24 protein-coding genes are annotated in these 25,110 nt (G+C 60.6%); 11 read left to right on the top strand and 13 right to left on the bottom strand.

Features of this window, described 5'->3' with window-relative positions; all coding sequences use genetic code 11:
* Positions 1-55 precede the first annotated feature (55 nt).
* The 4 genes from ACEN2T_RS20900 (at position 56) to ACEN2T_RS20885 (ending at position 4,112) form a co-directional block, all read left to right on the top strand.
* Entirely contained in the window at positions 56-538 is a 483-nt protein-coding gene (locus ACEN2T_RS20900; RefSeq protein WP_099600935.1) for a sigma-70 family RNA polymerase sigma factor, read from the top strand.
* A 119-nt stretch (positions 539-657) separates the two neighbouring features.
* Positions 658-1,995 (top strand): lysine N(6)-hydroxylase/L-ornithine N(5)-oxygenase family protein, encoded by a 1,338-nt coding sequence (locus tag ACEN2T_RS20895; RefSeq protein ID WP_032888163.1) that lies wholly within the window; start codon positions 658-660, stop codon positions 1,993-1,995.
* A 66-nt stretch (positions 1,996-2,061) separates the two neighbouring features.
* Entirely contained in the window at positions 2,062-3,282 is a 1,221-nt protein-coding gene (locus ACEN2T_RS20890) for a putative DNA modification/repair radical SAM protein (protein WP_032888160.1), read from the top strand.
* Positions 3,279-4,112, top strand: a complete 834-nt coding sequence (locus tag ACEN2T_RS20885) for a TIGR03915 family putative DNA repair protein (protein ID WP_032888158.1) — start codon at positions 3,279-3,281, stop codon at positions 4,110-4,112. Before ACEN2T_RS20890 ends, ACEN2T_RS20885 begins: the two co-directional genes overlap by 4 nt.
* Positions 4,113-4,267: 155 nt before the next feature.
* Here the strand turns inward: ACEN2T_RS20885 and ACEN2T_RS20880 are convergent, their stop codons facing one another.
* The 7 genes from ACEN2T_RS20880 to ctlX form a co-directional block, all read right to left on the bottom strand.
* Complete coding sequence (locus ACEN2T_RS20880) at positions 4,268-4,765, bottom strand: Lrp/AsnC family transcriptional regulator (protein WP_032888155.1); 498 nt, start codon at positions 4,763-4,765, stop codon at positions 4,268-4,270.
* 5 nt (positions 4,766-4,770) lie between these two features.
* Complete coding sequence (locus tag ACEN2T_RS20875) at positions 4,771-5,601, bottom strand: ABC transporter ATP-binding protein (RefSeq protein ID WP_233896853.1); 831 nt, start codon at positions 5,599-5,601, stop codon at positions 4,771-4,773.
* A 3-nt stretch (positions 5,602-5,604) separates the two neighbouring features.
* Positions 5,605-6,318, bottom strand: coding sequence for an ABC transporter permease (locus ACEN2T_RS20870; RefSeq protein ID WP_442117459.1), 714 nt, complete (start codon positions 6,316-6,318; stop codon positions 5,605-5,607).
* Positions 6,315-7,016, bottom strand: coding sequence for an ABC transporter permease (locus ACEN2T_RS20865; protein WP_032888150.1), 702 nt, complete (start codon positions 7,014-7,016; stop codon positions 6,315-6,317). Before ACEN2T_RS20865 ends, ACEN2T_RS20870 begins: the two co-directional genes overlap by 4 nt.
* Positions 7,017-7,182: 166 nt before the next feature.
* Positions 7,183-7,962, bottom strand: a complete 780-nt coding sequence (locus ACEN2T_RS20860) for an ABC transporter substrate-binding protein (RefSeq protein ID WP_032888149.1) — start codon at positions 7,960-7,962, stop codon at positions 7,183-7,185.
* 257 nt (positions 7,963-8,219) lie between these two features.
* Positions 8,220-9,266: an ornithine cyclodeaminase gene (locus ACEN2T_RS20855; RefSeq protein WP_099600936.1), complete on the bottom strand. Its 1,047-nt coding sequence runs from the start codon at positions 9,264-9,266 to the stop codon at positions 8,220-8,222.
* Positions 9,267-9,277: 11 nt separating this feature from the next.
* Positions 9,278-10,204, bottom strand: coding sequence for a citrulline utilization hydrolase CtlX (gene ctlX / locus ACEN2T_RS20850; protein ID WP_442117458.1), 927 nt, complete (start codon positions 10,202-10,204; stop codon positions 9,278-9,280).
* A 238-nt stretch (positions 10,205-10,442) separates the two neighbouring features.
* Here ctlX and ACEN2T_RS20845 point away from each other — a divergent pair, with 238 nt between their 5' ends.
* Positions 10,443-11,336, top strand: a complete 894-nt coding sequence (locus ACEN2T_RS20845; protein WP_442117457.1) for a GNAT family acetyltransferase — start codon at positions 10,443-10,445, stop codon at positions 11,334-11,336.
* A 127-nt stretch (positions 11,337-11,463) separates the two neighbouring features.
* On the opposite strand, the gene ACEN2T_RS20840 is transcribed toward ACEN2T_RS20845, so the two are convergent.
* From ACEN2T_RS20840 to ACEN2T_RS20820, 5 genes are all read right to left on the bottom strand, one after another.
* Positions 11,464-12,483 carry a branched-chain amino acid aminotransferase gene (locus ACEN2T_RS20840; RefSeq protein WP_032888142.1) on the bottom strand — a complete coding sequence of 340 codons (1,020 nt, stop codon included), beginning with the start codon at positions 12,481-12,483 and terminating at the stop codon, positions 11,464-11,466.
* A gap of 219 nt (positions 12,484-12,702) precedes the next feature.
* Complete coding sequence (lpdA, locus tag ACEN2T_RS20835) at positions 12,703-14,082, bottom strand: dihydrolipoyl dehydrogenase (protein ID WP_442117456.1); 1,380 nt, start codon at positions 14,080-14,082, stop codon at positions 12,703-12,705.
* A 4-nt stretch (positions 14,083-14,086) separates the two neighbouring features.
* Positions 14,087-15,343: a dihydrolipoamide acetyltransferase family protein gene (locus ACEN2T_RS20830; protein WP_442117455.1), complete on the bottom strand. Its 1,257-nt coding sequence runs from the start codon at positions 15,341-15,343 to the stop codon at positions 14,087-14,089.
* Complete coding sequence (locus tag ACEN2T_RS20825; protein ID WP_032888135.1) at positions 15,344-16,402, bottom strand: alpha-ketoacid dehydrogenase subunit beta; 1,059 nt, start codon at positions 16,400-16,402, stop codon at positions 15,344-15,346.
* 1 nt (position 16,403) lies between these two features.
* Positions 16,404-17,639: a 3-methyl-2-oxobutanoate dehydrogenase (2-methylpropanoyl-transferring) subunit alpha gene (locus ACEN2T_RS20820; protein ID WP_122752832.1), complete on the bottom strand. Its 1,236-nt coding sequence runs from the start codon at positions 17,637-17,639 to the stop codon at positions 16,404-16,406.
* Between the two features lie 194 nt (positions 17,640-17,833).
* On the opposite strand from ACEN2T_RS20820, the gene ACEN2T_RS20815 reads away from it, so the two are divergent.
* The gene (locus ACEN2T_RS20815; RefSeq protein ID WP_015884756.1) at positions 17,834-18,316 is read left to right on the top strand and encodes an Lrp/AsnC family transcriptional regulator; all 483 of its coding nucleotides are present in this window, start codon (positions 17,834-17,836) and stop codon (positions 18,314-18,316) included.
* Positions 18,317-18,497: 181 nt separating this feature from the next.
* Positions 18,498-20,123, top strand: coding sequence for a HAMP domain-containing methyl-accepting chemotaxis protein (locus ACEN2T_RS20810; protein ID WP_122756809.1), 1,626 nt, complete (start codon positions 18,498-18,500; stop codon positions 20,121-20,123).
* Positions 20,124-20,181: 58 nt separating this feature from the next.
* Here the strand turns inward: ACEN2T_RS20810 and ACEN2T_RS20805 are convergent, their stop codons facing one another.
* The gene (locus ACEN2T_RS20805; protein WP_122756808.1) at positions 20,182-21,045 is read right to left on the bottom strand and encodes an MBL fold metallo-hydrolase; all 864 of its coding nucleotides are present in this window, start codon (positions 21,043-21,045) and stop codon (positions 20,182-20,184) included.
* 94 nt (positions 21,046-21,139) lie between these two features.
* Between ACEN2T_RS20805 and ACEN2T_RS20800 the strand changes: the two genes are divergently transcribed.
* The 4 genes from ACEN2T_RS20800 (at position 21,140) to ACEN2T_RS20785 (ending at position 24,917) form a co-directional block, all read left to right on the top strand.
* Complete coding sequence (locus tag ACEN2T_RS20800; protein ID WP_017527038.1) at positions 21,140-21,475, top strand: ArsR/SmtB family transcription factor; 336 nt, start codon at positions 21,140-21,142, stop codon at positions 21,473-21,475.
* 51 nt (positions 21,476-21,526) lie between these two features.
* Complete coding sequence (locus tag ACEN2T_RS20795) at positions 21,527-22,771, top strand: FAD-dependent oxidoreductase (protein ID WP_442117454.1); 1,245 nt, start codon at positions 21,527-21,529, stop codon at positions 22,769-22,771.
* The gene (locus tag ACEN2T_RS20790; RefSeq protein WP_442117453.1) at positions 22,772-23,584 is read left to right on the top strand and encodes a sulfite exporter TauE/SafE family protein; all 813 of its coding nucleotides are present in this window, start codon (positions 22,772-22,774) and stop codon (positions 23,582-23,584) included. It begins immediately after the preceding gene.
* Positions 23,585-23,741: 157 nt separating this feature from the next.
* Entirely contained in the window at positions 23,742-24,917 is a 1,176-nt protein-coding gene (locus tag ACEN2T_RS20785; protein WP_032888121.1) for a porin, read from the top strand.
* Positions 24,918-25,110 lie beyond the last annotated feature (193 nt).

Genomic DNA, 25,110 nt, shown 5'->3' with positions numbered 1-25,110 from the left:
GTCATTTTCAGGTACTCAAGGAACGGATATCGCCTTTCTGTGGCGGTCGGGAGTCATGTTGGAAAACTACTATCGCGAGCTGGTGTGTTTCCTCAACGCCAAGCTGGGCAACCGTCAGGTGGCCGAAGATGTGGTGCATGACGCCTACGTTCGGGTACTTGAGCGTTCCAGCGCTGTCCCCATCGACCAGCCCCGCGCGTTTTTATACCGCACGGCGCTGAACCTGGTGATCGACGGGCATCGGCGCAACGTACTGCGCCAGCACGAGCCGCTGGAAATACTCGACAGCGAAGAACGCTTCTCCCCCAGTTCCCCCCACGCCAGCCACGACCAAGGCCAACGCCTGGAGCTGCTTGATCGTGCCCTGGCCGAGTTGCCGAAAGCCTGCCGCGACAGCTTCCTGCTGCGCAAACTCGACGGGCTGACCCACCTGCAGATTGCCGAGCGCCTGGGTATTTCCCGCGCCCTGGTGGAAAAACATATCGTCAACGCCATGAAGCACTGTCGGGTGCGGATGCGCGAGTGGGAAGGGCACTGATCGCTGATCAGGTAAATTTTATTTCACTGTCCTCGTTTCCTATCAACACATGACCTGTTGTGCAGGTCTTGAAGGTATTCCTGCCCCATCGCCAAGGGGCTTATCCAGAGGACACTGGAATGACACAGGCAATTGCTTCGCCCGCGGTTCACGACCTTATCGGTATCGGTTTCGGCCCATCGAACCTGGCGCTGGCCATCGCTCTGCAGGAACGAGAGAAAACCCAGGGCAAGCTGGACGCGCTGTTTCTCGACAAGCAGGCCGACTACCGCTGGCATGGCAATACCCTGGTGACCCAGAGCGAACTGCAGATTTCGTTCCTCAAGGACCTGGTGACCCTGCGCAACCCCACCAGCCCGTACTCCTTCGTCAATTACCTGAAAGCCCACGACCGCCTGGTGGACTTCATCAACCTGGGCACCTTTTACCCGTGCCGCATGGAGTACAACGACTACCTGCGCTGGGTCGCGGCGCAATTCCAGAACCAGGGCCGTTATGGCGAGGAAGTACTGGCCATCGAGCCGATCCTGCATCAGCAGCAGGTCGAGGCACTGCGCGTGATTTCCCGCGATGCCCACGGTGAGCAGCACGTGCGCACGACGCGCTCGGTGGTGGTCAGCGCCGGTGGTACGCCACGAGTGCCTGCGGCGTTCAAAGGGCTCAAGGATGACAACCGCGTATTTCATCACTCCCAGTACCTGGCCCGCGTGGCGCAGCAACCCTGTGTGGACGGCAAGGCGATGCGCATCGCGATCATTGGCGGTGGCCAGAGCGCGGCTGAAGCCTTCATCGACCTCAATGACAGCTATCCGTCGGTGCAGGTCGACATGATCCTGCGCGGTTCGGCGCTAAAGCCGGCCGATGACAGCCCGTTCGTCAATGAGGTGTTCTCGCCGGCCTTCACCGACCTGGTGTTCCAACAAGTGGGGGCCGAGCGTGAGCGTTTGGTCGCGGAGTACCAGAACACCAACTATTCGGTGGTCGATCTGGACCTGATCGAGCGTATCTACGGGATTCTCTACCGTCAGAAAGTCTCCGGCATCGCCCGTCACGCGTTCCGCACCATGACCGTGGTGGAAAAAGCGGTGGCCGGCCCGATGGGTATTGAGTTGACCCTGCGCAACAATGCCAACGGTGACATCACCGTCAATCATTACGATGCGGTGGTGCTGGCGACCGGCTACGAGCGTCAGATGCACCGCGAACTGCTGGCGCCTCTGGAAGCGTATATGGGTGATTTCGAAGTGGCTCGTGACTACCGCATCGTGACCGACGATCGCTGCAAGGCGGGTATCTATATCCAGGGCTTCAGCCAGGCCAGCCATGGTTTGAGCGACACATTGCTGTCGATTCTGCCGATTCGCGCGGATGAAATTGCCGCGTCGTTGTATGAATACGACCGCAGCCGAGGCAAGGCGCGTTCGGTGCAGGACCTGCTGTTGGCCACCGCCAGCTGACAGACTGCACTTGTGACCCGGAGGGCTGCCTGATACTGTACAAAAAACCAGTATCGGTAGCCTTCCATGCAGTTGATCGAAAAACTCAGCATCCTCGCCGACGCCGCCAAGTACGACGCTTCGTGTGCCAGCAGTGGCGCACCCAAGCGCAGTTCGGAGGGCAAGGCAGGGCTGGGTTCAACCGATGGCATGGGCATCTGCCACAGCTATACGCCCGACGGCCGTTGCGTGTCGTTGCTCAAGGTGCTGCTTACCAACTTCTGTCTCTACGACTGCCAATACTGCGTCAACCGCCGCTCCAGCGACGTGCCCCGCGCGCGTTTCAGCCCGGAGGAGGTGGTCACCCTGACCCTCGATTTCTACAAGCGCAACTGCGTCAGCGGGCTGTTTCTCAGCTCCGGCATCATTCGTTCGGCCGACTACACCATGGAGCAGCTGGTACGGGTGGCGAAGCTATTGCGTGAAGAGCATGACTTCCGCGGCTATATCCACCTCAAGACCATTCCCGACGCCGACCCTGCGCTTATCGCCGAAGCCGGGCGCTACGCCGACCGGCTGAGCGTGAACATCGAACTGCCCACCGAGGCCAGCCTGAACACCCTGGCGCCGGAAAAACAAATCGTCACCATCAAGCAGGCCATGCAGACCATCTACACCGGCGAACAGACCGTGTTCAACGAACCTCGCGCCCCGCGTTTCGCCCCGGCTGGGCAGAGCACGCAGATGATCGTCGGCGCCGACGATACCGATGACAGCACCATCCTGCACGGCGCCGAGGCGCTGTATGGCAACTTCAAGCTGCGCCGCGTGTATTACTCGGCGTTCAGCCCCATCCCCAACAGCCCGAAAAGCGTGCCCCTGGCTGCGCCGCCTTTGATGCGTGAGCACCGTCTGTACCAGGCGGATTTCCTGCTGCGCAGCTATGGCTTCAGCGCCAATGAATTGTTCGAAGGCCCCGGCCATCTGGCGTTGGATATCGACCCCAAGCTGGCTTGGGCCCTGGAGCATCGTGAGGTGTTTCCCCTTGATCTGAACCGCGCCGAACCCACGCTTATTGCGCGCATCCCAGGCATCGGCCTGCGCACCACCCAACGCCTGGTGGACCTGCGCCGTGAACGCAAGATTCGCTTCGAAGACCTGGCCCGAATGCGCTGCGTGCTGGCCAAGGCCAAGCCGTTTTTCATCACCAGCGACTACCACCCGCAACAGGCTGACAGCACCAGCGTGCTGCTGCGCGAACAACTGCGCGATCGTCCGCAACCGCAACAGATGGGGTTGTGGGGATGATCAGCCTGGAATGCGACAACCTGTTCAGCACCTGGCGCGAACAGGCGCGCTGGTTGCTCAGCCATCAGGTCGACCCCAGCCAAGTGAGCTGGGGTGAGGCCGAAGTGGCGGATTTGTTCGCCACTGACGAGGCGATTCCTGAAGGGCTCGGTCCGTTTCAGGCGCGTATTCCCAAGGCGCTGATCGAGCTGCTGGAGTCTGCGGCCTGCTATCACGGCGACCAGCGTTGGAGCCTGTTGTATGAGGTGCTGTGGCGGGTCAGCCATGGCGACCGCACGGCGATGCTGGCGGGCGACAAGCTGGGCAGCGAATTGCAGCGGCGCATCAAACAGGTCAGCCGTGAAGCCCATCACCTGCATGCGTTTGTGCGGTTCATCGCGTTACCGGCAGAGGCGGGGCCTGAACTGCCGGAGTATGTGGCCTGGCATGAGCCGGCCCATGACATCTTGAAATCGGCCAGCCAGCACTTTGTCGGGCGTATGGGGCGTCATCGTTGGATGATCGCTACGCCGTTGGATGGGGTGTATTACGACGGTGAACAGCTGATTCATCAGCGCGAGTGCCCCGAGGCGTGGCAGCAATTGGCGCAGAATGTCGAAGACCCGCACAGCGCTATGTGGCTGACTTATTACAGCCATATTTTCAATCCGGCGCGGTTGAATCCCAAGGTAATGGAAGGGCACTTGCCCAGCCGGTTCTGGAAGAATCTGCCGGAGGGCAAGTTGATACCGGGGTTGATCAGCGAGGCGCGCACGGGCAAGCAGAAGGATGGGCAGGCGAAGCTGGTGGCGGCGCGCCAAGGTAAGAAAATCTTAAGCGGGCATGGTTAAAAATGTTGGAGGGGCGGTGCGACGATTCGCACTTGCTCCCGATAGCAGTGTGTCAGTCAGCTCATCTTTCACTGACCCACCGCTATCGGGAGCAAGTGCGAATCGTCGCACCGCCCCTCCCCACATTCGATCCTCATTGGCTTGGCGAGTGGGGCTCAGGCCAGTTCGATGGCGGTATTTTTCACCACCGCCAACTCCGGATGCGCCACCAACTTATCAATGTGCAACTCATCATTGTTCAGCCAGATCTCCGATACCACCCGGTAGTGCTCCATGTCCCGACAGCGCATGCGCAGGCTGTAGTCGAACGGCCCGCTGATCAACTGGCATTCGAACACCTGGGGGCAGGCTTTGATGCAAGCTTCGAAGGCCTTTTGCGCCGAGCGCCCGCTTTGGTTGGACAAGGCCACCAGCACCAGCAACGACAGCCCTGGCGAGACCATCTGCACGTCGATGATCGCCCCATACCCACGGATCACTCCACGGCGCTCCAGCTTGCGCACCCGCTCCAGGCAAGGCCTGGGGGTAAGGTGCACCAGTGACGAGAGCTTTTCATAGGTGATCCGCCCCTGATGGCGCAGTACTTCGATGATTGCCTCATCGATGCGATCCAGCGCGGGGGAGGTATGGGGTCCGTTGGCCTTGGTATCCATGGGTTTCACTTCAAACGGTTGGAAAGAAATTGCTGCAAGCGCTCGCTTTTGGGGTGGTCGAGGATCTCGGCGCTGCCTTGTTCCTCGACCCGTCCCTGGTGCAAGAACAGCACTTGGCTGGACACCTGGCGGGCAAAGCCCATCTCGTGGGTGACCATCAGCATGGTACGACCTTCCTCGGCCAACGTCTGTATGACTTTGAGGACTTCTCCTACAAGTTCTGGGTCCAGTGCGGACGTTGGCTCATCGAACAGAATGATTTCCGGCTCCATCGCCAAGGCCCGTGCAATCGCCACGCGCTGTTGCTGGCCGCCGGACAGGAACGCCGGGTATTGATCTGCCACGCGGCCTGGCAGGCCGACCTTGTCCAGGTACATCCGTGCGCGTTTTTCCGCCTCGGCCGCACTTACGCCCAGCACCCGGCGCGGCGCCATGGTGATGTTTTCCAGCACGGTCATGTGGCTCCACAGGTTGAAGTGCTGGAACACCATGGCCAGGCGCGTGCGCAGGTTCTGCAATTGCGCCTGATCCGGGGCACGGGTGCCGGCACGCCCTTGCTGCATTTCTATGCTGATGCCGTCCAGGGTGATGACTCCAGCGTCGGGCTGCTCCAGAAAGTTGATGCAACGCAGCATGGTGCTTTTGCCGGAGCCGCTGGCGCCGATCAGGCTGATCACATCGCCTTGGCGCGCGTTAAGGGAAACACCCTTGAGCACTTCGTGCTCGCCGTAGCGTTTATGAATGCCTTCGACTTGCAGCTTGATGGCAGCAGTTGCAGCCTTGGTAGCGGGTACATCGACAGGATAAGTGGCCAGGGCCTGCGCGGACTGATTCATGGGTTAGCCTCGGGTAGGAACAAGAAAACGCATCCAGCGACGTTCGGCCAGTCGAAACAGGCCCACCAGTGCAAAGGACAGCAACATGTACAGCAGGGCAGCGATGCCAAAGGCCTGGAACGTCAGGAACGTCTCGGCATTGGCGTCGCGGGCCACTTTGAGGATATCGGCGACGGTGGCGGTGAACGCCAGCGAGGTGGCGTGCAACATCAGGATCATTTCATTGCTATAGGCCGGCAACGCGCGGCGCAGGGCGGCGGGCACCACCACAAACAGATTCAAGCGCCAGCCGTGCAGACCGTACGCGCGGGCGGCTTCGATCTCGCCATGAGGGATATTGCGCATCGCCCCGGCGAAGATCTCCACGGTGTAGGCGCAGGTGTTCAAAACAAACGCCAGCAGGGTGCAGTTCAGCGCATTGCGGAAAAACTGGTTGAGCAGGGCGTTGTCCTGCACCACTTCAAGGCTGTAGAGCCCGGTGTAGCAAATCAGCAGTTGGATATACAGCGGCGTGCCGCGAAACAAGTAGGTGTAGACCTCCACCGGCCAGCGCAGCCAGAAGTGCTCCGAGACCCGCGCCAGTGCCAGGGGAATCGACAGAATGAAGCCTAGCACCACCGAGATGATGAACAGCCACAGGGTCATGGCCACGCCGGAAAGGCCCGAGCCATCACTGAACAGGTAGGCCAGGCCGTATTGCTGGAACAATTCGATCATCGCGCCATCCCCTTGATGCCGAGGTTATAGCGCCGCTCGAGGCGCTTGAAGATGCGGTTGGAGAGGGTGGTGATCACCAAGTAGACCAGGCCGGCAAGGATCAGGAAGTACAGCGGCTCGTTGGTGGTCTTGCCGGCGTTTTGCGCGGCTTTGACCAGGTCCGACAGGCCGATGATCGACACCAGCGCCGTGGACTTGAGCAGTACCAGCCAGTTATTGCCCAGGCCTGGCAGAGCGAAGCGCATCAACTGCGGAAACAGCACCAGATGAAACCGCTGCCAGCGACTCAAGCCATAGGCGGTGGCGGCTTCCAGTTGGCCGACCGGCACACTGAGGATTGCGCCACGGAAGTTCTCGGTGAAATACGCGCCGTAGATAAACCCCAGTGTGATCACGCCGGCGGTAAACGGGTCGATTTCAAAATAGTCCCAGCCGACGCGTTCGGTCAGGTCGTTGAGCCACAGTTGCAGGCTGTAGAAAATCAGCAGGATCAGCACCAGGTCCGGCACGCTACGGATCAAAGTGGTGTACAGCGTGGCCGGCACCCGCAGCCATTTGGCGCTGGACAGCTTGGCGCCCGCGGCGAGCAGGCCGAGGGTGAGGCTCAAGGCCAGCGCGAGGAACGCCAGCTTGAGCGTCATCCAGGCACCCTGGGCCAGCATGGGGCCGTAGCCTTGCAGGTTGAGGAGTTCGTTCATGGGGGGAATCTCTAAAGGGCGCAGACATACCCCTGTGGGGGGGCTTTTGTGGGAGGGGGCTTGCTCCCGATGAGGGTGTGTCAGTTGATGCAGTTGTGACTGACCCACCGCTATCGGGAGCAAGCCCCCTCCCACACAAATCTTTTCCCACAGGGATTGTGTTTGCTTATTCGTTGTAGATGTCCTGATCGCCGAAGTACTTCTTCTGGATCTGCGCGTAGGTGCCATCGGCCTGGACGGCGGCGATGCCCTTGTTGATCAGTGCACGCAATTCCTGGTCGTTCTTGCGCAACCCCATGGCGATATCCAGCGGCAGGGTCGGGTCCTTGAAGGCCGGGCCGGTCTTGAAGTCGGCGCCTTCAGGTTTGGACAGGAAGTTGAGCTGGGCTTCGAGTTTGTCGGTGAGGGTGGCGTCGAGGCGGCCGTTTTGCAGGTCGGCGTAGTTCTGTTCCTGGGACTGGTAGGCCTTGACCTGAGCCCCGAGCTTAGCCAGGTGCGCACGTGCATAGGCTTCCTGCAACGAGCCTTGCAGTACGCCGACCTGCTTACCTTTCAACGATTCAGGCGTGTCGCCGAAGTCGGCGCTTTTGCGGGTGATCACGGAGGTTGGGCTGAGGAACAGCCGGTCGCTGAAGTCGATGACTTTTTCACGGGCCGGCGTCACGGCCATGGACGACATGATGGCGTCGAATTTGCGCGCGCGCAGCGCCGGGATCATGCCGTCGAACTCGTTGTGCACCCAGGTGCATTTGACTTCGAGCTTGGCGCAGATGGCATTGCCCAATTCGATATCGAAGCCTTGCAGGCTGCCGTCAGCGGCCACGGATTCAAAGGGTGGGTATTCGGGGAATACGCCGAAGCGGATTTCTTTCCAGTCCTGGGCGTGGGCGGCGCTGGCGCACAGTGGCAACAGCAACGCAGCGAAAAGTGATCGCAGTGGAATCATGTGTCAGTCCCTATATTTTGTAATTGATGTCAGGGCAGTAAAAAGGGTGCGGCTTGCATTCATTCGGTGACTCTTCGGTCGGGCTCAGAATGCTTGATGGTGGTGCTTTTTTTGTGTCGTTTACCCGGTGCTCAAAGCGCAAATTGCGCTGTTAAAACGAGCATTGCAGCGGAATCGGCTGTTGCACCCGCTGAATCGGCTTTTCAGCTCTGTAAGTCGGGCCTGCCCTCGGCGCAAAGGGGCAGGCCAGAGCGGTCTCAGGCGCGCTTTTTGTGCTGTGCGCGTGGCTGCTGGGCCAGGCGTGCGAACAGGTCTTTCGGGTCGGCCAGGTCCGGCACCAACTCCAACTCGCTGCCCACATCCAGAGCCTTGGCCACGTCGAGCACGTAGCGCAGGGCCGAGTAGTCTTCGATAGCAAAACCTACCGAGTCGAACAGGGTGATCTGGCGCTCATTCTCGCGGCCGGCTACCTGGCCGTTGATCACCTGCCACAGCTCGGTCACTGGCGAGTCTTTCGGCATGTGCTGGATCTCACCTTCGATACGGCTTTGCGGCTCGTACTCGACGATGACCCGGGCGCGCTCGACGATGCGTTGGTCCAGTTCGGTCTTGCCTGGGCAGTCGCCGCCCACGGCATTGAGGTGCATGCCTGGTTCGATCATCTCGTCAGTAAGGATGGTGGCGTAGGCCTTGTCCGCGGTCACGGTGGTGACGATATCCGCGCCCTTGACCGCTTCCGCCACGCTGCTGGCCAGGATCACCCTGATTGCCGGGAAGGCCTTGAGGTTGGCTGCCAGTTTGGCGGTGGCCTTGGCGTCGATATCGAACAGGCGGATTTCGTTGATGCCGAGCATGGCGTGGAAGGCCAGGGCCTGAAACTCGCTCTGCGAGCCGTTGCCGATCAACGCCATGCTGCGGCTGTTGTCTCGGGCCAGATAACGCGCGACCAGCGCCGAGGTGGCGGCGGTGCGAATGGCGGTAGTCAGGGTCATTTCTGCCAGCAGCACTGGTTTGCCGGTGTCCACGTCGCCCAACGCACCGAACGCCATGACGGTGAGCATTCCGGCGAGGGTGTTTTTTGGGTGGCCGTTGACGTACTTGAAGGCGTACAGCGACGCGTCTGACACCGGCATCAACTCGATCACGCCATCCGGCGAGTGGTTGGCCAGGCGCGCGCACTTTTCAAAATCCTGCCAGCGCAGGTAGTCCGCGCGAATGTACTCGGCCATCTCGGTGATGCAGGTTTGCAGGCCTTTTTGCGAGACCAGGTAGCTGAGGTCGTTGACGTCGATATAGCGGGTCATGGCAAGACTCCTTATTGAAATGAGGGGCGGGCGGGCAGGTGCACTTCCGCGAGCATGCAGCGGGCACTGCCGCCGCCGATGCGTTCGATGTTGTCGATATTCACCACCACAGGCCGCGTATGGCGTTCCACATGCTGGCGCTGGGCCGGTTGCAGTGCGCCCCAGGCGCTGGCAGACATCACCAGCAGCGGGTGGCCGTCGCGGTCGTGGACTTCAAGCATGTTGCCGGCGAAGGCTTCCAATTGGTCGAAGTCGAGGGCGAGGATGTCCTTGCCGGTGTCGCGCAGGGAGCGTTCCAGGGCCAGGCGTTCGTTTTGGTCGGGCAGGGCTTGCAGGCACACCACCGAAAGGTCGCGGCCGACGCTCATCATCACGTTGCTGTGGTAAATCGGCGCGTGGTGGCGGTCAACCGCATGGAATACGCAGAGCCGGTAGTCGAGGCGTTCGGCGAATTCGCGCAGCGCATCCTGATGGGTGCGCCCGGAGTGGCAGGCGTAGCTGATGCGGTGTTGGCGGTCGAGCACCATGCTGCCGGTGCCTTCGAGGAATATGTTCTGTTGTTCGAGATGGCTGAGGTCGATGGTGCTGTTGATCGCAAAACGTTGCTCCAGCACTTGCAACACACCCTTGTTGCGCTCCAGTCGTCGGTTCTGGCCTTCCATCGGGTACAGCACCAGGCTGCCGTCGGCGTGGCTGCTCCACCAGTTGTTGGGGAAGATTGAGTCGGGAGTGTGGGGCGCCGGAGTGTCCTGCACCACCAGCACTTCTACGCCGTGCTGGCGCAGGGTGTCGACATAACCGTCGAACTCTTCCAGCGCTTTCTGCTGTGCGCTGAGCGGGTCAAGGGGCGGGCGTTGAAAGCGGTTGTTGATCGCAGTGTCCGGGTTGAAGGCAAAGCGCGCCGGGCGAATCATCAAGACGGTGTTGGTGGTTTGCATGGGTGCACGGATCCATGAGTAAGGCGGTGAACAAAGATGCAGTGGGGCTATTTTGTGGCTTGTGCGGGATGAATCCCGGCTGAAACCCAGGGGCGGCTCAGCCGGGAAAGCTGAAAAGGGGGGTAGGCCAGCCGAATCGGCTGCGAGAGGTGGAATGCGGTCAAAATGTGGGAGGGGCAAGCCCCCTCCCACATTGGTACAGTGGCGCCTGTTATCGCGCCGTCAGCCAGGAGGAATCATGTCTACCGCCGTTCGTCTCGCCCAACCCACCGATGCCGAAGGGATCAGCCAGGTCATCCTGGCGGCCCTGCACAGCAGCAATGCGCGGGATTACCCGGCGGACGTGATTGCCCGTGTGGCGAGCAACTTCACGCCGGACGCGGTGTTGACCTTGCTCAAGCGCCGTGTCGTGCTGGTGGCGATTGAGGATCAGAGGGTGGTCGCCACGGCGGCACTTGATGCCAATGTGGTGCGCTCGGTGTTCGTCAACCCGACCTTGCAAGGGCAGGGCATTGGCCGGTTGCTGATGATGGAAATCGAACTACGCGCCCGCGAAGCAGGAGTCACCGTATTAAGTGTGCCGTCTTCGCTGACCGCCGAGCCGTTCTACACCAAGCTGGGGTTTCACACGGTGCGCGATGTTTACCATGGCAACGAGCGCACGCTGGTGATGGAAAAGACGTTGTCATCGCGCTACCCCATCGGGCCATATCGCGATCGTCCGCATCGCGCGCAGGTGATTGAGCTATGGCAGGCGGCGTTTGGTTATGACACGGCCCATAACCTGCCGAGCCTGGCGATCGATAAGAAGCTGGCGGTCAATGACGGGTTGTTCTTCGTGGCGACGGATAAAAAAACCGTGATCGGCACCATTCTCGCCGGGTACGACGGGCATCGTGGTTGGCTCTATTCGGTGGCGGTGCACACGGACTACCGGCGTCATGGCCTGGGCTCCTCGCTGGTGCGGCATGCGGAACAGGCGTTGACGGCGCTGGGCTGCATGAAGATCAACCTGCAGATCACCAGTGGCAATGAGGCGGTGGCGGGGTTTTACGAGGCGTTGGGGTATGGGGTGGAGGCGAGGGTCAGCATGGGGAAGAAGATTGCCGAGAATATCCCGAAAGAGTCTTGAATACGCCGGAGAGCAAATGTGGGAGGGGGCTTGCTCCCGATGGCGGTGTATCAGTCAACAGATTCATTGACTGACCCACTGCTATCGGGGGCAAGCCCCCTCCCACATGGGATATGCGTTGAGGCTGTTAGACCTTCACGATCCAACCCGCTGGCGCTTCGACGTCGCCGGTCTGCACACCGGTCAGCTCTTTGTAGAGCTTCTGGGTGATCGGGCCGACTTCGGTTTCGCTGTGGAATACATGCAGGTTGCCGTTGTACTGGATGCCGCCGATCGGCGAGATCACCGCAGCAGTACCGCAGGCGCCGGCTTCCTTGAAGTCAGCCAGCTTGTCGATGAACACTTCGCCTTCAACCACTTCCAGGCCCAAGCGGGTCTTGGCCAGTTCGATCAGCGACAGGCGGGTGATGCCTGGCAGCACCGAAGGCGACTTCGGCGTGATGAACGTGTTGTCGTGGGTGATCCCGAAGAAGTTGGCCGAGCCGACTTCTTCGATCTTCGAGTGGGTCATCGGGTCCAGGTAGATCGCATCGGCGAAACCGGATTTTTTCGCTTCAGAGCCCGGCATCAAGCTGGCCGCGTAGTTGCCGCCCACTTTCGCAGCACCGGTGCCTTGTGGCGCGGCGCGGTCGAAGGTGGAGATCTGGAAGTTGTGTGGCACCAGGCCGCCCTTGAAGTAGGCACCGACCGGAATGCAGAACACCGAGAAGATGAACTCCGGCGCGGTACGCACGCCGATGTTGTCACCGGTACCGATTACGAACGGGCGCAGGTACAGCGCGCCGCCACTGCCGTACGGCGGGATGAAGCGCTCGTTGGCCTTGACCACCTGTTTGCAGGCGTCGATGAACACGTCGGTCGGCACATGGGGCATCAGCAGGCGGGCGCAGCTGCGTTGCATGCGCGCGGCATTCTGGTCCGGACGGAACAGGTTGATCGAGCCGTCCTTGCAGCGGTAGGCCTTGAGGCCTTCAAAGCACTGCTGGCCATAGTGCAGAGCGGTGGAGCCCTCACTGATGTGCAGCACGTTGTCGTCAGTCAGGGAGCCTGCTTGCCACTCGCCGTCTTTAAAGGTCTGGATATACCGTTTGTCGGTCTTGATGTAGTCAAAACCCAGCTTGTCCCAATTGATGCTTTCGTTACCCATGACACCCTCTATCTTTGGTCAAGTCGGTTTTTTTCTGAATGGGCGCAACAATACTTCATTCTTGGCTTGTGTGGGAGTCACTGGGTGGACGCCTTCAGCCTCTGTATTGACCGATCCACCGCTATCGGGGGGCAAGCCCCGTCCCACATGTGGAATGCATTCCCCTGTGGGAGGGGCGGTGCGACGATTCGACTTGCCCCCGATGGCCTCACCACGGTTTTACAGATGCAACGCGTGGCCCAATGCGCGCAGCGCAGCTTCCTGGACCGCCTCGCCGAGCGTCGGGTGAGCGTGGATGGTGCCGGCTACATCCTCCAGGCGCGAACCCATTTCCAGGCTCAGGCCGAACGCAGTGGACAGCTCAGATACACCCACACCCACGGCCTGCCAGCCGACAATCAGATGATTGTCACGCCGCGCCACCACTCGCACGAAGCCGGTTTTCGACTCCAGGGTCATCGCCCGGCCGTTGGCTGCGAAGGGGAAACTCGACACGATGCAGTCCAGGCCGGCGGCCTTGGCTTCATCGGGCGTCTTGCCGACCACCACCAGTTCCGGGTCGGTAAAGCACACCGCCGGGATTGCCGCCGGGTTGAATTCGCGGTGTTGACCGCTGATCAGTTCGGCAACCATTTCGCCCTGGGCCATGGCGCGGTGGGCGAGCATCGGCTCGCCGCTCAAGTCGCCGATGGCGTACACATTGCGCATGCTGGTCTGGCAACGGCTGTCGATCTTGATTGCCGCGCCATTCATCGCCAGGTTCAGCGCTTCAAGGTTCCAGCCTTGGGTGTTGGGTTTGCGACCCACGGCCACCAGGACCTGATCGGTCTTCAGCGACACCGTGTCGCCGTTCGGATCACGCACTTGCAGGCAGTTGTCGGCAAACCCGGTGACGCTGTGCTTGAGGTACAGCTTCACCCCCAGTTGCTTGAGAGATTCGTTCACCGGCTGGGTCAGCTCGGCGTCGTAAGCCGGCAGGATGCGATCCTGGGCCTCGACCACACTCACCTCAGCGCCCAGCTTGCGGTAGGCAATCCCCAGCTCAAGGCCAATGTAGCCGCCGCCCACCACAATCAGGCGCTTGGGCACCCGGGTCGGCGCCAGGGCTTCGGTGGAGGAGATGATCGGCCCGCCAATTGGCAGCATCGGCAGGTTGACGCTTTTCGAACCGGTGGCCAGCAGCAGGTGTTCGCACTGGATGCGCTGGTCGCCAACGTCGACGGTCTTGCCGTCCACCACCTCGGCCCAGCCGTGGATCACCTGCACTTTGTGCTTTTTAAGCAGTGCGGCGACGCCAGTGGTCAGGCGGTCGACGATGCCGTTTTTCCATTCAACGCTTTTGCGGATGTCCAGGGTCGGCACATCCACTTCGATACCCAGTTGCGAACCCTGGCTATGGTGGATGGTTTGCTGAAACTGCTCGGCCACATGGATCAAGGCCTTGGACGGAATGCAGCCGATGTTCAGGCAGGTGCCGCCCAACGCCTGGCCTTCCACCAGGATGGTCGGGATGCCCAGTTGGCCGGCACGAATGGCGGCCACATAACCGCCAGGGCCGCCGCCGATAATCAGCAGCGTGGTATGCAATGTCTGAGTCATGCCCTTACTCCAGGAACAGGCTGGCGGGTTGTTCGAGCAGGCCGCGAATGGCCTGGATGAATTGCGCCGCGTCCATGCCATCGACCACGCGGTGATCGAAGGAGCTGGAGAGGTTCATCATTTTGCGAATCACGATCTGGCCCTTGATCACCATCGGCCGTTCAACGATACGGTTGACGCCAACGATGGCCACCTCCGGCAAGTTCAGCACCGGGGTGCTGACGATGCCGCCCAAGGCGCCCAGGCTGGTCAAGGTAATGGTCGAACCCGACAACTCGTCACGACTGGCCTTGCCATTGCGCGCGGCCGTGGCCAAACGCGCGATTTCCTCGGCATTGCCCCACAGGCTGCGGGCTTCGGCGTGACGCACCACCGGCACCATCAAGCCCACATCGCTCTGGGTGGCGACGCCCACATGCACCGCGCCGAGGCGGGTGATGACCTGGGCTTCGTCGTCATAACGCGCGTTGATCTGCGGGAAATCCCGCAGCGCCACGACCATGGCGCGCACGATAAACGGCAGTAACGTCAGCTTGCCGCGCGTGGCGCCATGCTTCTCGTTGAGGTGCACGCGCAGCTCGTCGAGGGCGGTGACGTCGATCTCTTCCACATAGCTGAAATGCGCGGCACGGCGGGTGGCGTCCTGCATGCGCTGGGCAATCTTGCGGCGCATGCCGATCACCGGGATCTGTTCTTCGGTGTTGCGTTCGGCGTAAGGGTTGGCTGCCGTCGAAGCTTTTGACGCCCCTTGTTGCAGGTAGGCGTCGAGGTCTTCGTGCAGGATCCGCCCGGCGGGGCCGGAGCCCTGGACCAGACGCAGTTGAATTCCGGCATCCAGCGCATGCTTGCGCACGGCGGGGGAGGCCAGGGGGCGTTCATCGGCATCGCGGGCCACAGGGGCCTGTGCGGTCACGACGGGCGCGGGCTTGCTTTCAACCACTGGTGCAGGTTTGGCCTCGACAACGGGAGCAGCTTTCACCGGCTCCGCCACCACGGGCGCCTCCTTGGCGTTGCCCGCACCTTCTACTTCAATGCTGATCAGAATACTGCCCACGGCCATCACTTCACCCGGCTCGCCGCCAAGGGAAATTACTTTGCCGTGCACCGGCGAGGGAATATCCACCATCGCCTTGTCGGTCATCACATCCGCCAGCACCTGGTCTTCGACGACCATGTCGCCGACCTTCACATGCCAGACCGACAGTTCAACTTCCGCGATGCCTTCGCCAATGTCCGGCATCTTGATAACGTGCGTGCCCATTCAGACCTCCATGACCCGTTTCAACGCCGCGCCCACTCGGGACGGGCCTGGGAAATACGCCCACTCCTGCGCGTGCGGGTAAGGGGTGTCCCAACCGGTGACGCGTTCGATCGGCGCTTCCAGGTGGTGGAAGCAATGCTCTTGCACCAGCGCCACCAACTCGGCACCAAAACCGCAGGTGCGGGTGGCTTCGTGTACCACCACGCAACGGCCGGTTTTCTTCACGGATTTGACGATGGTCTCCAGGTCCAGCGGCCACAGGCTGCGCAGGTCGATGACTTCGGCGTCGATGCCGGTTTCTTCGGCAGCGACTTGGGACACATAAACCGTGGTGCCGTAGGTCAGCACGGTGACTGCCGAACCCGGACGCACAATGGCGGCCACGTCCAGCGGCACGGTGTAGTAACCGTCCGGCACCTGCGCTTGCGGGTGTTTCGACCACGGTGTTACCGGGCGGTCGTGGTGGCCATCGAACGGGCCGTTGTACAGGCGTTTAGGCTCAAGGAAGATCACCGGGTCATCGTTTTCGATGGACGCAATCAGCAGGCCTTTAGCGTCGTATGGGTTGGACGGCATCACCGTGCGCAAGCCGCAGACCTGGGTGAACACCGCTTCGATGCTCTGGCTGTGAGTCTGGCCGCCGTAGATGCCGCCGCCGCAGGGCATGCGCATGGTCAGCGGTGCAGTGAACTGGCCGGCCGAGCGATAACGCAGGCGCGCCGCTTCGGAGATGATCTGGTCGGTGGCGGGGTACACATAGTCGGCAAACTGAATCTCAGCCACCGGGCGCAGGCCATAGGCACCCATGCCCACGGCCACGCCGATAATGCCGCTTTCCGAGATCGGTGCGTCGAACACCCGCGAGCTGCCGTACTTGGTCTGCAAGCCTTCGGTGCAACGGAACACACCGCCGAAGTAACCCACGTCCTGGCCGAACACCACCACGTTGTCATCACGTTCAAGCATCACATCCATGGCCGAGCGCAGGGCCTGGATCATGGTCATGGTGGTGGTGGTCATGGCGGTTTCCAATTCGATGCTGTTGTTGTGATCGTTCATGTCAGACCCCCAACTCTTGACGCTGGCGCTTCAAGTGCTCCGGCATCTCTTTATAGACGTCTTCGAACATGGTCGCGGCGCTTGGGATCTGGCCACCGGCCAGGGTGCCGTACTGTTCGGCCTGTTTCTGCGCGGCGATCACCTCGGCTTCAAGTTCAGCACTGACCGCCGCGTGTTCCTCTTCGGACCACTGGCCAATCTTGATCAGGTGCTGTTTGAGACGAGCAATCGGATCGCCCAACGGGAAGTGGCTCCAGTCATCGGCGGGGCGGTATTTGGACGGGTCATCGGACGTGGAGTGCGGGCCGGCGCGGTAGGTGACCCACTCGATCAGGCTCGGGCCGAGGTTGCGCCGCGCACGTTCAGCGGCCCAGGCGGAGGCAGCGTACACGGCGATAAAGTCGTTGCCGTCCACGCGCAGGGAAGCGATGCCACAGCCGACGCCGCGTCCGGCGAAAGTGGTGGCTTCACCGCCGGCGATGGCCTGGAAGGTGGAGATAGCCCATTGGTTGTTGACCACGTTGAGAATCACCGGCGCGCGGTACACGTGGGCAAAGGTGAGGGCGGTGTGGAAGTCGGATTCGGCGGTGGCGCCGTCGCCGATCCAGGCCGAGGCGATCTTGGTATCGCCCTTGATCGCTGAGGCCATGCCCCAGCCCACGCCCTGAACGAATTGGGTGGCGAGGTTGCCGGAAATGGTGAAGAAGCCGGCGTCTTTCACCGAATACATGATCGGCAACTGGCGACCCTTGAGCGGGTCGCGCTCGTTGGACAGCAACTGGCAGATCAGGTCCACCAGTGGCACGTCGCGGGCCATCAGGATGCTTTGCTGGCGGTAGGTGGGGAAGCACATGTCGTCGATGTTCAAGGCCAGGGCCTGGGCGCTGCCGATGGCTTCTTCGCCGAGGCTTTGCATGTAGAACGACATTTTTTTCTGACGTTGTGCGACCACCATGCGGTTGTCGAAGATGCGCGTCTTGAGCATCGCACGCATGCCTTTGCGCATGATGTCAGTGGAGACGCCTTCGGCCCACGGTCCCAAGGCTTGGCCTTGGTCGTCGAGTACGCGGATCAGGCCCTTGGCCAGGTCGGCGGTGTCGGCGGGTTCTACGTCGATGGCGGGTTTGCGCACCAGGCCGGCGTCGGTCAGGCGCAGGTAGGTGAAGTCGGTCTTGCAGCCTGGTCGGCCCGAGGGTTCAGGGACGTGCAGGCGCAGTGGTTCGTACTGCTGGGTCATGGCTTCTACGCTCGATCTTGTGAATTTCTTGTAGTGGGCGCGCTAGCTGACAGTCAGTCTTCGGGTAGAAGAAATCTTGTCCTACAACAATCATAGGCGTGGCGTAGAAGAATATTTATCTCTGTTTCGTTGCGCCTGGGATCAATTGCGGATAAAAAACCTGCATAAACATAATAAACAGGTGATTTTGTCTCATGCGCAAACTGGACCGTACCGATATCGGCATTCTCAACGCTCTGCAGGAGAATGCCCGCATCACCAACGCCGACCTGGCCCGCTCGGTCAACCTGTCGCCCACGCCGTGTTTCAACCGGGTCAAGGCGATGGAGGAATTGGGCCTGATTCGCGAGCAGGTCACGCTGCTCGACGCCGATTTACTGGGGCTGCACGTCAACGTGTTTATCCATGTGAGCCTTGAAAAGCAGAACGAGCTGGCGTTGCAGCAGTTCGAAGGCGCGATTTCCGACCGGCCCGAGGTGATGGAGTGCTATTTGATGGCCGGTGATCCGGACTATTTGATTCGGGTGTTGGTGCCGACGATCCAGTCGCTGGAGCGGTTCATGATGGACTTTCTGACCAAGGTACCGGGGGTGGCGAATATCCGCTCCAGTTTTGCCCTCAAACAAGTGCGTTACAAAACAGCATTGCCACTGCCAAGAGATGGACTGATGGTCTAATAAAGTGGCGCGGTTTCCCTTGGCACGTTAATAGTTAGCTAGACAACTAAACTCGCTATTTAAATATTTAGGGTTGCCAATAAAAAAATACCTAATTAGTCACGTATTTTTCACGTCTGGTTTAACACATTAATCCCCATCAGGCCGTGGAGTTCGCGGCTAAGGAAAGGGGTGAGCCGCTATGTCCATGAGAGCCTTGAAGCTGAACTTTCGTACCACACTTTGTTTTGGCGTGGTGTGTCTTCTGCTGTTGATCCAAGGAGCAATGACGCTGATAAAAGTCGATAAAGTCTATTCATCGACGGTTGAAATCGAAACTAACTGGCTTCCCAGTATTCGTTTGGCAGGTGAGATGGATTCGGCTTTTAACAAGCTTCTTCTTGATCTGCGTCGTTATGCCATGGATATCGGCCGCCAGGATCCGGCCTCCCTTGAAAAGCTTAAAGCGACGCGCAAGGAGGCTATTGATGTTGCCGATCGGTATGCGCCGTTAGTCTCAAGCCCCGAAGAACAAGCCAAGTACAACGACGCATTGACTGGCATAAAGAACTACAGCCAGAAGATGGATGAGTTCATTGCGCAAGCCTCCACGCTGTCCGCTGAACAGATGTCGACTTATTTGCGTGACGTCAATGGGCCAATTGCACTTGATGTGCAGCGTACTATCAGCGAGCTAATCGCGTTGAATGCCCGCGGCTCCAGTGCTGCGGTGGAGGTGGCTTCCAGCGAATATGACGCGGCGCGTCTGTTCACTTGGATATTGATGGGCACCTCCTTGATGATCACCGTCGTGGTTGCAAGCCTGTTTACCCGCAGCATCATTACTCCAGTCCGCGAACTGTTGGTATCGACCGGCAAGATTGCTGACGGCGATCTGCGCGTGGCGATTGCCATCAATGGCAACGACGAGTTGACCGAGTTGCAACGATCTACCGCGTCTATGCAAATGAACCTGAAAAGCACCTTGCAGCATATCTCGGAAGCGTCCGGGCAATTGGCTGCGGCGGCGGAGGAGATGAGCGCCATTACCCGCGAGTCCAGCGCCGGTATTGAACGCCAAAGCATGGAAACCGATCAGGCCGCGACGGCGGTTAACGAAATGACGGCGGCCGTGGAAGAAGTGGCGCGCAATGCGGTGTCGGCTTCCCAGTCAACACAGGATTCCCAGCGCTCGGCCAAAGTCGGCCAGGAGCGTGTGAAGCAAACCATCGCCTCCATCGAGAAGCTCAGCGCCACGGTGCAGCAGACCGGCGTCGAAGTCGAAGGGCTGGCCAAGCAGGCCCAGGATATTGCCCGAGTGGTTGAAGTGATCCGTTCAATTGCCGAGCAAACCAACCTGCTGGCGTTGAACGCCGCCATTGAGGCGGCCAGGGCAGGGGAGCAGGGCCGAGGCTTTGCGGTCGTCGCCGACGAAGTACGGGCATTGGCCCATAGAACCCAGACCTCGACCCAGGAAATCGAGCAGATGATCGCGAAAATCCAAACATGCTCCAGCGAAGCGGTGTCTTCCATGGCCCTTAACCGCAACGAAGCAGTGGATTCATTGAAGATCGCCCATGAAGCGGGCGCCGCGATTACTCAGATCACCGACGCCATTACCGACATCAATGACCGCAACCTGTTGATCGCCACGGCCTCTGAAGAACAGGCCCATGTGGCCCGCTCGGTGGACCAGAACCTGATCAGCATCCGTGATCTTTCCATCCAGAGTTCTTCGGCGGCCGGTCAGACGTCGATTGCCAGCCAAGAGCTGTCGCGGCTGGCGGTGGACCTCAAGCAGATCGTGTCGAAATTTGCCGTAGCCTGATCACACCTGCGTAACACCCTCGGAACATTCAATGGCATGGACGCCATGCGGGGCGGCTTTAGAGCTGGTTCAACGGAATCTTCAAGTAAACCACCCCGTTTGCCTCCGCTGGCGGCATATGACCGGCCCGCACATTCACTTGGATCGCCGGCAACAACAGCGTGGGCATCCCCAGCCCAGCATCGCGTTGGGTGCGCATCGCCACAAACGTCGCTTCATCCACTCCGTCATGCACATGAATATTGCCCGCTCGCTGCTGCGCCACGGTCGTCAGGCATTTTGCCTCGCGACCCTCGGGCGGGTAGTCATGGCACACGTAAAGCTGCGTGTCGGGAGCGAAGGCCAACAGCTTGCGCATCGACGCATACAGCTGCCGCGCATCGCCGCCAGGGAAGTCGCAGCGGGCCGTGCCGACATCGGGCATGAACAGGGTGTCGCCGACCAGGATCAATCGATCCTCGATCAGATAAGCCATGTCCGCCGGGGTGTGGCCGGGCACGTGCAGCGCCTGGGCCTTGAGGTTGCCGATGTGAAAGATTTCATCCGGCGCAAACAGGTGGTCGAACTGCGAGCCGTCGACGCGAAATTCCGGCTCCAGGTTGAACAGGTTCTTGAACACGCCCTGCACCTTGCTGATCGACTGACCAATGGCGATCTTGCCGCCCAATGTCCGGCGCAGGTACGGCGCGGCGGACAGGTGGTCGGCATGGGCGTGTGTCTCCAACAGCCACTGCACTTGCAAGCTGTGCTCACGCACAAAGGCAATAACCTTGTCGGCCTGGGCGGTGTCAGTACGCCCGGAGGCCGGGTCGTAGTTGAGAACCGAATCGACGATGGCACAGGGGCCGCCGTCCGTTTCATAGACGACGTAGGTGTAGGTCGACGACGTCTCGTCCAGAAAGGAATGAATCAACGCTGACATGACGGCTGCCCCTGATGCTGAAAAAAGTGATTACAATCACTTTACATTTACACATAATGTTTTGAGCTTAAGTGAGGCAAAGGACCCGAGGCAAATGGAATCTACTCTGAGTGAAGGCGAAGTCGCCCAGTTGCGCGCGTCGGCGTCCAAGGCCTGTGCCTTGCTCAAGGCCCTGGCCAATGAGGATCGCCTGTTGATCCTGTGCCAGTTAACCCAGGGCGAGCGCAACGTCGGCGAGCTGGAAACCATGACCGGCGTGCGCCAGCCCACCCTGTCACAACAGTTGGGCATCTTGCGCGACGAAGGGTTGGTCGCCACCCGTCGGGAAGGCAAGTACATCTTCTACGGGCTGGCCAGCCACGAAGTGATCCAAGTGATGAAAACCCTGTCCGGGCTGTACTGCGGCGCGGTCATAAAAAGCTGGGCGTGACGCCATACGGCAACGACCCTTGTGTGCATTGACGATAAAAGGCATCAGACCATGACCGAACAACACTGGGGCCCAACCATCAGTGGCGATATCGTTGTCATCGGCGGCGGTTCGGCAGGCATCGGCCTGCTGGCCAGCCTGCTCAAGCGCGACCCCGACCTGAACATCACCCTCATCGAACCCAACGACCACCATTGCTACCAGCCGGCCTGGACCCTCGTGGGCGGCGGCGCCTATGACCTGAAAAAGACCCGCCGCCCGTTGGCCGACGTGCTGCCTAATGGCGTCACCTGGATACAGGCAGCGGTCAGCGAGGTGCTGCCGGACGAGCAAACCCTCTTACTCGACAGCGGCCAGCGCGTGAGTTGGCAACATCTGATTGTGTGTCCCGGCCTGCGCCTGGCCTGGGAGGCCATTGAGGGCTTGCAAGACACCCTCGGTCAGCACGGTGTCACGTCCAACTACAGCTACGAATACGCCGCCTACACCTGGCAGTTGGTGCAGCAGTTGAAGGGCGGCAAGGCGATCTTCACCCAGCCGGCCATGCCGATCAAATGCGCCGGCGCGCCGCAGAAAGCCATGTACCTGTCCTGCGATCACTGGCTCAAGCAGGGCCGTCTCAAGCACATTGATGTGGAATTCAACCTGGCCGGCGCGGCGCTGTTCGGGGTGGCGACCTTTGTGCCGCCGTTGATGAAGTACGTTGAAAAATACAAAGCGCGCCTGGCGTTCAATTCCAATCTGGTGAAAGTTGACGGTCCGGCACGCAAGGCCTGGTTTGCAGTGAAAGACGCCGAGGGCAATACGACGGTTGAAGAGAAATCCTTCGACCTGCTGCACGTCGTCCCGCCGCAAGTCGCCCCGGACTTTATCCGCCAAAGCCCGCTGGCCGACGCCGCCGGTTGGTGTGAAGTGCACCCCCATACCCTGCAACACCTGCACTACCCGCACATCTTCGGCCTGGGCGATGTGTGCGGCACCACCAACGCCAAGACCGCCGCCGCTGTGCGCAAGCAGATCGTGGTGGTTGCCGAAAACCTGCTGGCCCTGCGTAAGCAAGCAACCTTGCCGCTCAAGTACGACGGCTACGGGTCCTGCCCGCTGACGGTGGAGAAGGGCAAGGTGGTGCTTGCCGAGTTCGGCTACGGCGGCAAGTTGCTGCCGACTTTCGCCCTCGATCCGACCAAGGCGCGCCGTTCGATGTGGTTCCTCAAGGCTACGCTGCTGCCGTGGTTCTACTGGAACGGCATGCTCAAGGGCCGCGAGTGGCTGACCCGTCTGAGCAAGGTGGACTGAATGCTGCTGGCCAGTGTGTTGGGTGTGTTGATGGGCCTGGTCATGGGCCTGACCGGTGCGGGCGGCGGCATCCTTGGGGTGCCGGCGTTGGTGCTGGGATTGGGCTTGAGCATGACCCAGGCCGCGCCGGTGTCTTTGCTGGCGGTGGGCGCGGCGGCGGCCGTCGGTGCGATTGATGGCTTGCGCCACGGCCTGGTGCGTTACCGCGCCGCGCTGCTGATCGCCTTGCTCGGCGCGCTGTTTTCGCCGCTGGGGGTGTTTCTTGCTCACCAAATGACGGAACCGGTGCTGATGGACTTGTTCAGTGCGCTGATGGTGCTGGTGGCCTGGCGCATGTTGCAGCGTGAAAAGGTCGAGGCCGGGCCGAGTGATCACGGCGCCGCCTCCTGGGGCCAGAAGAACTGCATGCTCAATCAACAGACCGGACGCCTGGCCTGGACCGCCAAATGCAGCGCCACCCTGGCCGCGCTCGGCGCCGTGACCGGTGCGGTCTCCGGTTTGCTCGGCGTGGGCGGAGGCTTCCTGATCGTGCCGGCGTTCAAACAACTCACCGACGTGCAGATGCGCGGCATCGTCGCCACCTCGTTGATGGTGATCAGCCTGATCTCGCTGATCGGCGTGGCCGGTGCGTTGCATGCCGGGGTGAGCATCGAACCGGTGGGCTGGGCGTTTATCGGCGCCAGTATCGTCGGCATGCTGGTCGGCCGGCGCCTGTGTTCCGTGATCCCCGCGCGCACCTTGCAGGTGGGGTTTGCCAGTCTGTGTGTACTGGTGGCTGTGGGCATGTTGGTCAAGGCCGGTCTTACGCACTAAGTGCCGGGCCTGTGACCGGGCCCGTCTTACACCAGAGTTGCCGGGCACCCGCTGCCCGTCCAAAGCACCCTGAAACCACGGCCAAGGCAGCGTAGGCCGTGGCCTGGCGCTTTTCGATAATCGCCTCCGACATCAAGTCCCCGTTGCGGAGCGCGCCATGCATAACAATAAAAATCTCCCCCTGCGTCTGTTACCTGCTTTTATCGTCGGCCTTAGCCTCAGCCCGTTCGCTGACGCCGAAATCATGCTGTACGACAAGGACGAAACCACCTTTTCCACCGACGGCTACATCAACGCTTTCTACGTCAACAGTGACGTGGACCGCGCCGGCGACCAATACGACCGCCGCCAATCCCGGGTGAAGATGGGTTTTCTGCCCAACTACTTGGGCTTCAACATGGGCAAGCAGGTCGACGACCTCAAGCTCGGCGCCCGCGCCTCGTTTTGGGTGACGATCAACGACAGCGAAACCAACGGCACCGACACCGCCATCGATGTGCGCCAGTTTTACGGTACCGTGGCGAACCCAGAGTGGGGCGAAGTGCTGATCGGCAAGGACTTCGGCCTGTTCGCCCGCTCCAATATCCTGCTCGATGAACTGCTCGCCGGTTACGGCCAGGTCAGCGACAGCCTTGGCCTGGTGGACGGCGGCGGTGTGTCGTTCGGCAATATCGGCAGCGGCTACCCGTACCCGTTCCCCACCTCGCAGATTACCTACCGCACCCCAATGATGGACGGCCTGCGCGTGGCTGTAGGCATCATGGACCCGGTGGACACCAACGACAGCAGCGCACTGGGCAAGGCCTACCAGAAGAACCCGCGCACCGAGAGCGAGATCACCTACCAGTTCGACCTGGGCGGGGCGAAGATCTACAGCTGGCTCAATGGCAGCTACCAGACTTCGGACAACACCGACTCCACCGTCGAATCGGTGACGTCCAAAGGCCTGGGCTATGGCGTACAGGCGAAAATCGGCGGCTTGTCGCTGACCGGTTCGGGCTTCCAGGCCAAGGGCATCAACCCGTTCTTCACCAACAATGCCGGGGAAGCCACCCTGCGCAATGTGGACAGCAACGGTTACCTGGTGCAAGGCTCGTACAAAGTGGGCAAGAACCGTCTGGCGCTGTCCTACGGCAAGACAGAGGACGACGGCAACGGCGTGGTGGGCAGCGGGGCGGATTATGAGACGCGCGGGATTGCGTTGTTTCATGACGTGAACGACAACCTGAAGCTGGTGGCGGAGTACAACCAATTCCAGATCAAGGGGCATGACACCCGTGCGCAGAATGAAGACACCGATACCTTTGCGGTAGGTGCGGTCCTGACTTGGTAAGCCATTCAAAAATGGGGGAGGGGCGGTGCGACGATTCGATTTGCCCCTCACAGGCAGAGGTATCTACACCTCTTTGGTGAAAACACATTCTGGGAAAATAGTGCTTTCGTGGGGGGGGGGGGAAGACCCACCCCCACCGAACTGCATGTCGGCCTTTCGGCAAAAGGTAAACGCCCCCGCCCCAACGGAGTGG

Origin of the sequence: Pseudomonas sp. W22_MBD1_FP4 (assembly GCF_052113765.1) — a bacterium.
Classification (GTDB): domain Bacteria; phylum Pseudomonadota; class Gammaproteobacteria; order Pseudomonadales; family Pseudomonadaceae; genus Aquipseudomonas; species Aquipseudomonas sivasensis.
The sequence above is the reverse complement of the archived record's forward strand: the minus strand, read 5'-3'. Positions and strand labels throughout refer to the sequence as shown.

Excerpts from the sequence above, each read along its gene's own strand:
- ACEN2T_RS20900 (WP_099600935.1), top strand. The coding sequence starts at position 56 with ATGTTGGAAAACTACTATCGCGAGCTGGTGTGTTTCCTCAACGCCAAG.
- ACEN2T_RS20895 (WP_032888163.1), top strand. The coding sequence starts at position 658 with ATGACACAGGCAATTGCTTCGCCCGCGGTTCACGACCTTATCGGTATC.
- ACEN2T_RS20890 (WP_032888160.1), top strand. The coding sequence starts at position 2,062 with ATGCAGTTGATCGAAAAACTCAGCATCCTCGCCGACGCCGCCAAGTAC.
- ACEN2T_RS20885 (WP_032888158.1), top strand. The coding sequence starts at position 3,279 with ATGATCAGCCTGGAATGCGACAACCTGTTCAGCACCTGGCGCGAACAG.
- ACEN2T_RS20880 (WP_032888155.1), bottom strand. The coding sequence starts at position 4,765 with ATGGATACCAAGGCCAACGGACCCCATACCTCCCCCGCGCTGGATCGC.
- ACEN2T_RS20875 (WP_233896853.1), bottom strand. The coding sequence starts at position 5,601 with ATGAATCAGTCCGCGCAGGCCCTGGCCACTTATCCTGTCGATGTACCC.
- ACEN2T_RS20870 (WP_442117459.1), bottom strand. The coding sequence starts at position 6,318 with ATGATCGAATTGTTCCAGCAATACGGCCTGGCCTACCTGTTCAGTGAT.
- ACEN2T_RS20865 (WP_032888150.1), bottom strand. The coding sequence starts at position 7,016 with ATGAACGAACTCCTCAACCTGCAAGGCTACGGCCCCATGCTGGCCCAG.
- ACEN2T_RS20860 (WP_032888149.1), bottom strand. The coding sequence starts at position 7,962 with ATGATTCCACTGCGATCACTTTTCGCTGCGTTGCTGTTGCCACTGTGC.
- ACEN2T_RS20855 (WP_099600936.1), bottom strand. The coding sequence starts at position 9,266 with ATGACCCGCTATATCGACGTCAACGACCTCAGCTACCTGGTCTCGCAA.
- ctlX (WP_442117458.1), bottom strand. The coding sequence starts at position 10,204 with ATGCAAACCACCAACACCGTCTTGATGATTCGCCCGGCGCGCTTTGCC.
- ACEN2T_RS20845 (WP_442117457.1), top strand. The coding sequence starts at position 10,443 with ATGTCTACCGCCGTTCGTCTCGCCCAACCCACCGATGCCGAAGGGATC.
- ACEN2T_RS20840 (WP_032888142.1), bottom strand. The coding sequence starts at position 12,483 with ATGGGTAACGAAAGCATCAATTGGGACAAGCTGGGTTTTGACTACATC.
- lpdA (WP_442117456.1), bottom strand. The coding sequence starts at position 14,082 with ATGACTCAGACATTGCATACCACGCTGCTGATTATCGGCGGCGGCCCT.
- ACEN2T_RS20830 (WP_442117455.1), bottom strand. The coding sequence starts at position 15,343 with ATGGGCACGCACGTTATCAAGATGCCGGACATTGGCGAAGGCATCGCG.
- ACEN2T_RS20825 (WP_032888135.1), bottom strand. The coding sequence starts at position 16,402 with ATGAACGATCACAACAACAGCATCGAATTGGAAACCGCCATGACCACC.
- ACEN2T_RS20820 (WP_122752832.1), bottom strand. The coding sequence starts at position 17,639 with ATGACCCAGCAGTACGAACCACTGCGCCTGCACGTCCCTGAACCCTCG.
- ACEN2T_RS20815 (WP_015884756.1), top strand. The coding sequence starts at position 17,834 with ATGCGCAAACTGGACCGTACCGATATCGGCATTCTCAACGCTCTGCAG.
- ACEN2T_RS20810 (WP_122756809.1), top strand. The coding sequence starts at position 18,498 with ATGTCCATGAGAGCCTTGAAGCTGAACTTTCGTACCACACTTTGTTTT.
- ACEN2T_RS20805 (WP_122756808.1), bottom strand. The coding sequence starts at position 21,045 with ATGTCAGCGTTGATTCATTCCTTTCTGGACGAGACGTCGTCGACCTAC.
- ACEN2T_RS20800 (WP_017527038.1), top strand. The coding sequence starts at position 21,140 with ATGGAATCTACTCTGAGTGAAGGCGAAGTCGCCCAGTTGCGCGCGTCG.
- ACEN2T_RS20795 (WP_442117454.1), top strand. The coding sequence starts at position 21,527 with ATGACCGAACAACACTGGGGCCCAACCATCAGTGGCGATATCGTTGTC.
- ACEN2T_RS20790 (WP_442117453.1), top strand. The coding sequence starts at position 22,772 with ATGCTGCTGGCCAGTGTGTTGGGTGTGTTGATGGGCCTGGTCATGGGC.
- ACEN2T_RS20785 (WP_032888121.1), top strand. The coding sequence starts at position 23,742 with ATGCATAACAATAAAAATCTCCCCCTGCGTCTGTTACCTGCTTTTATC.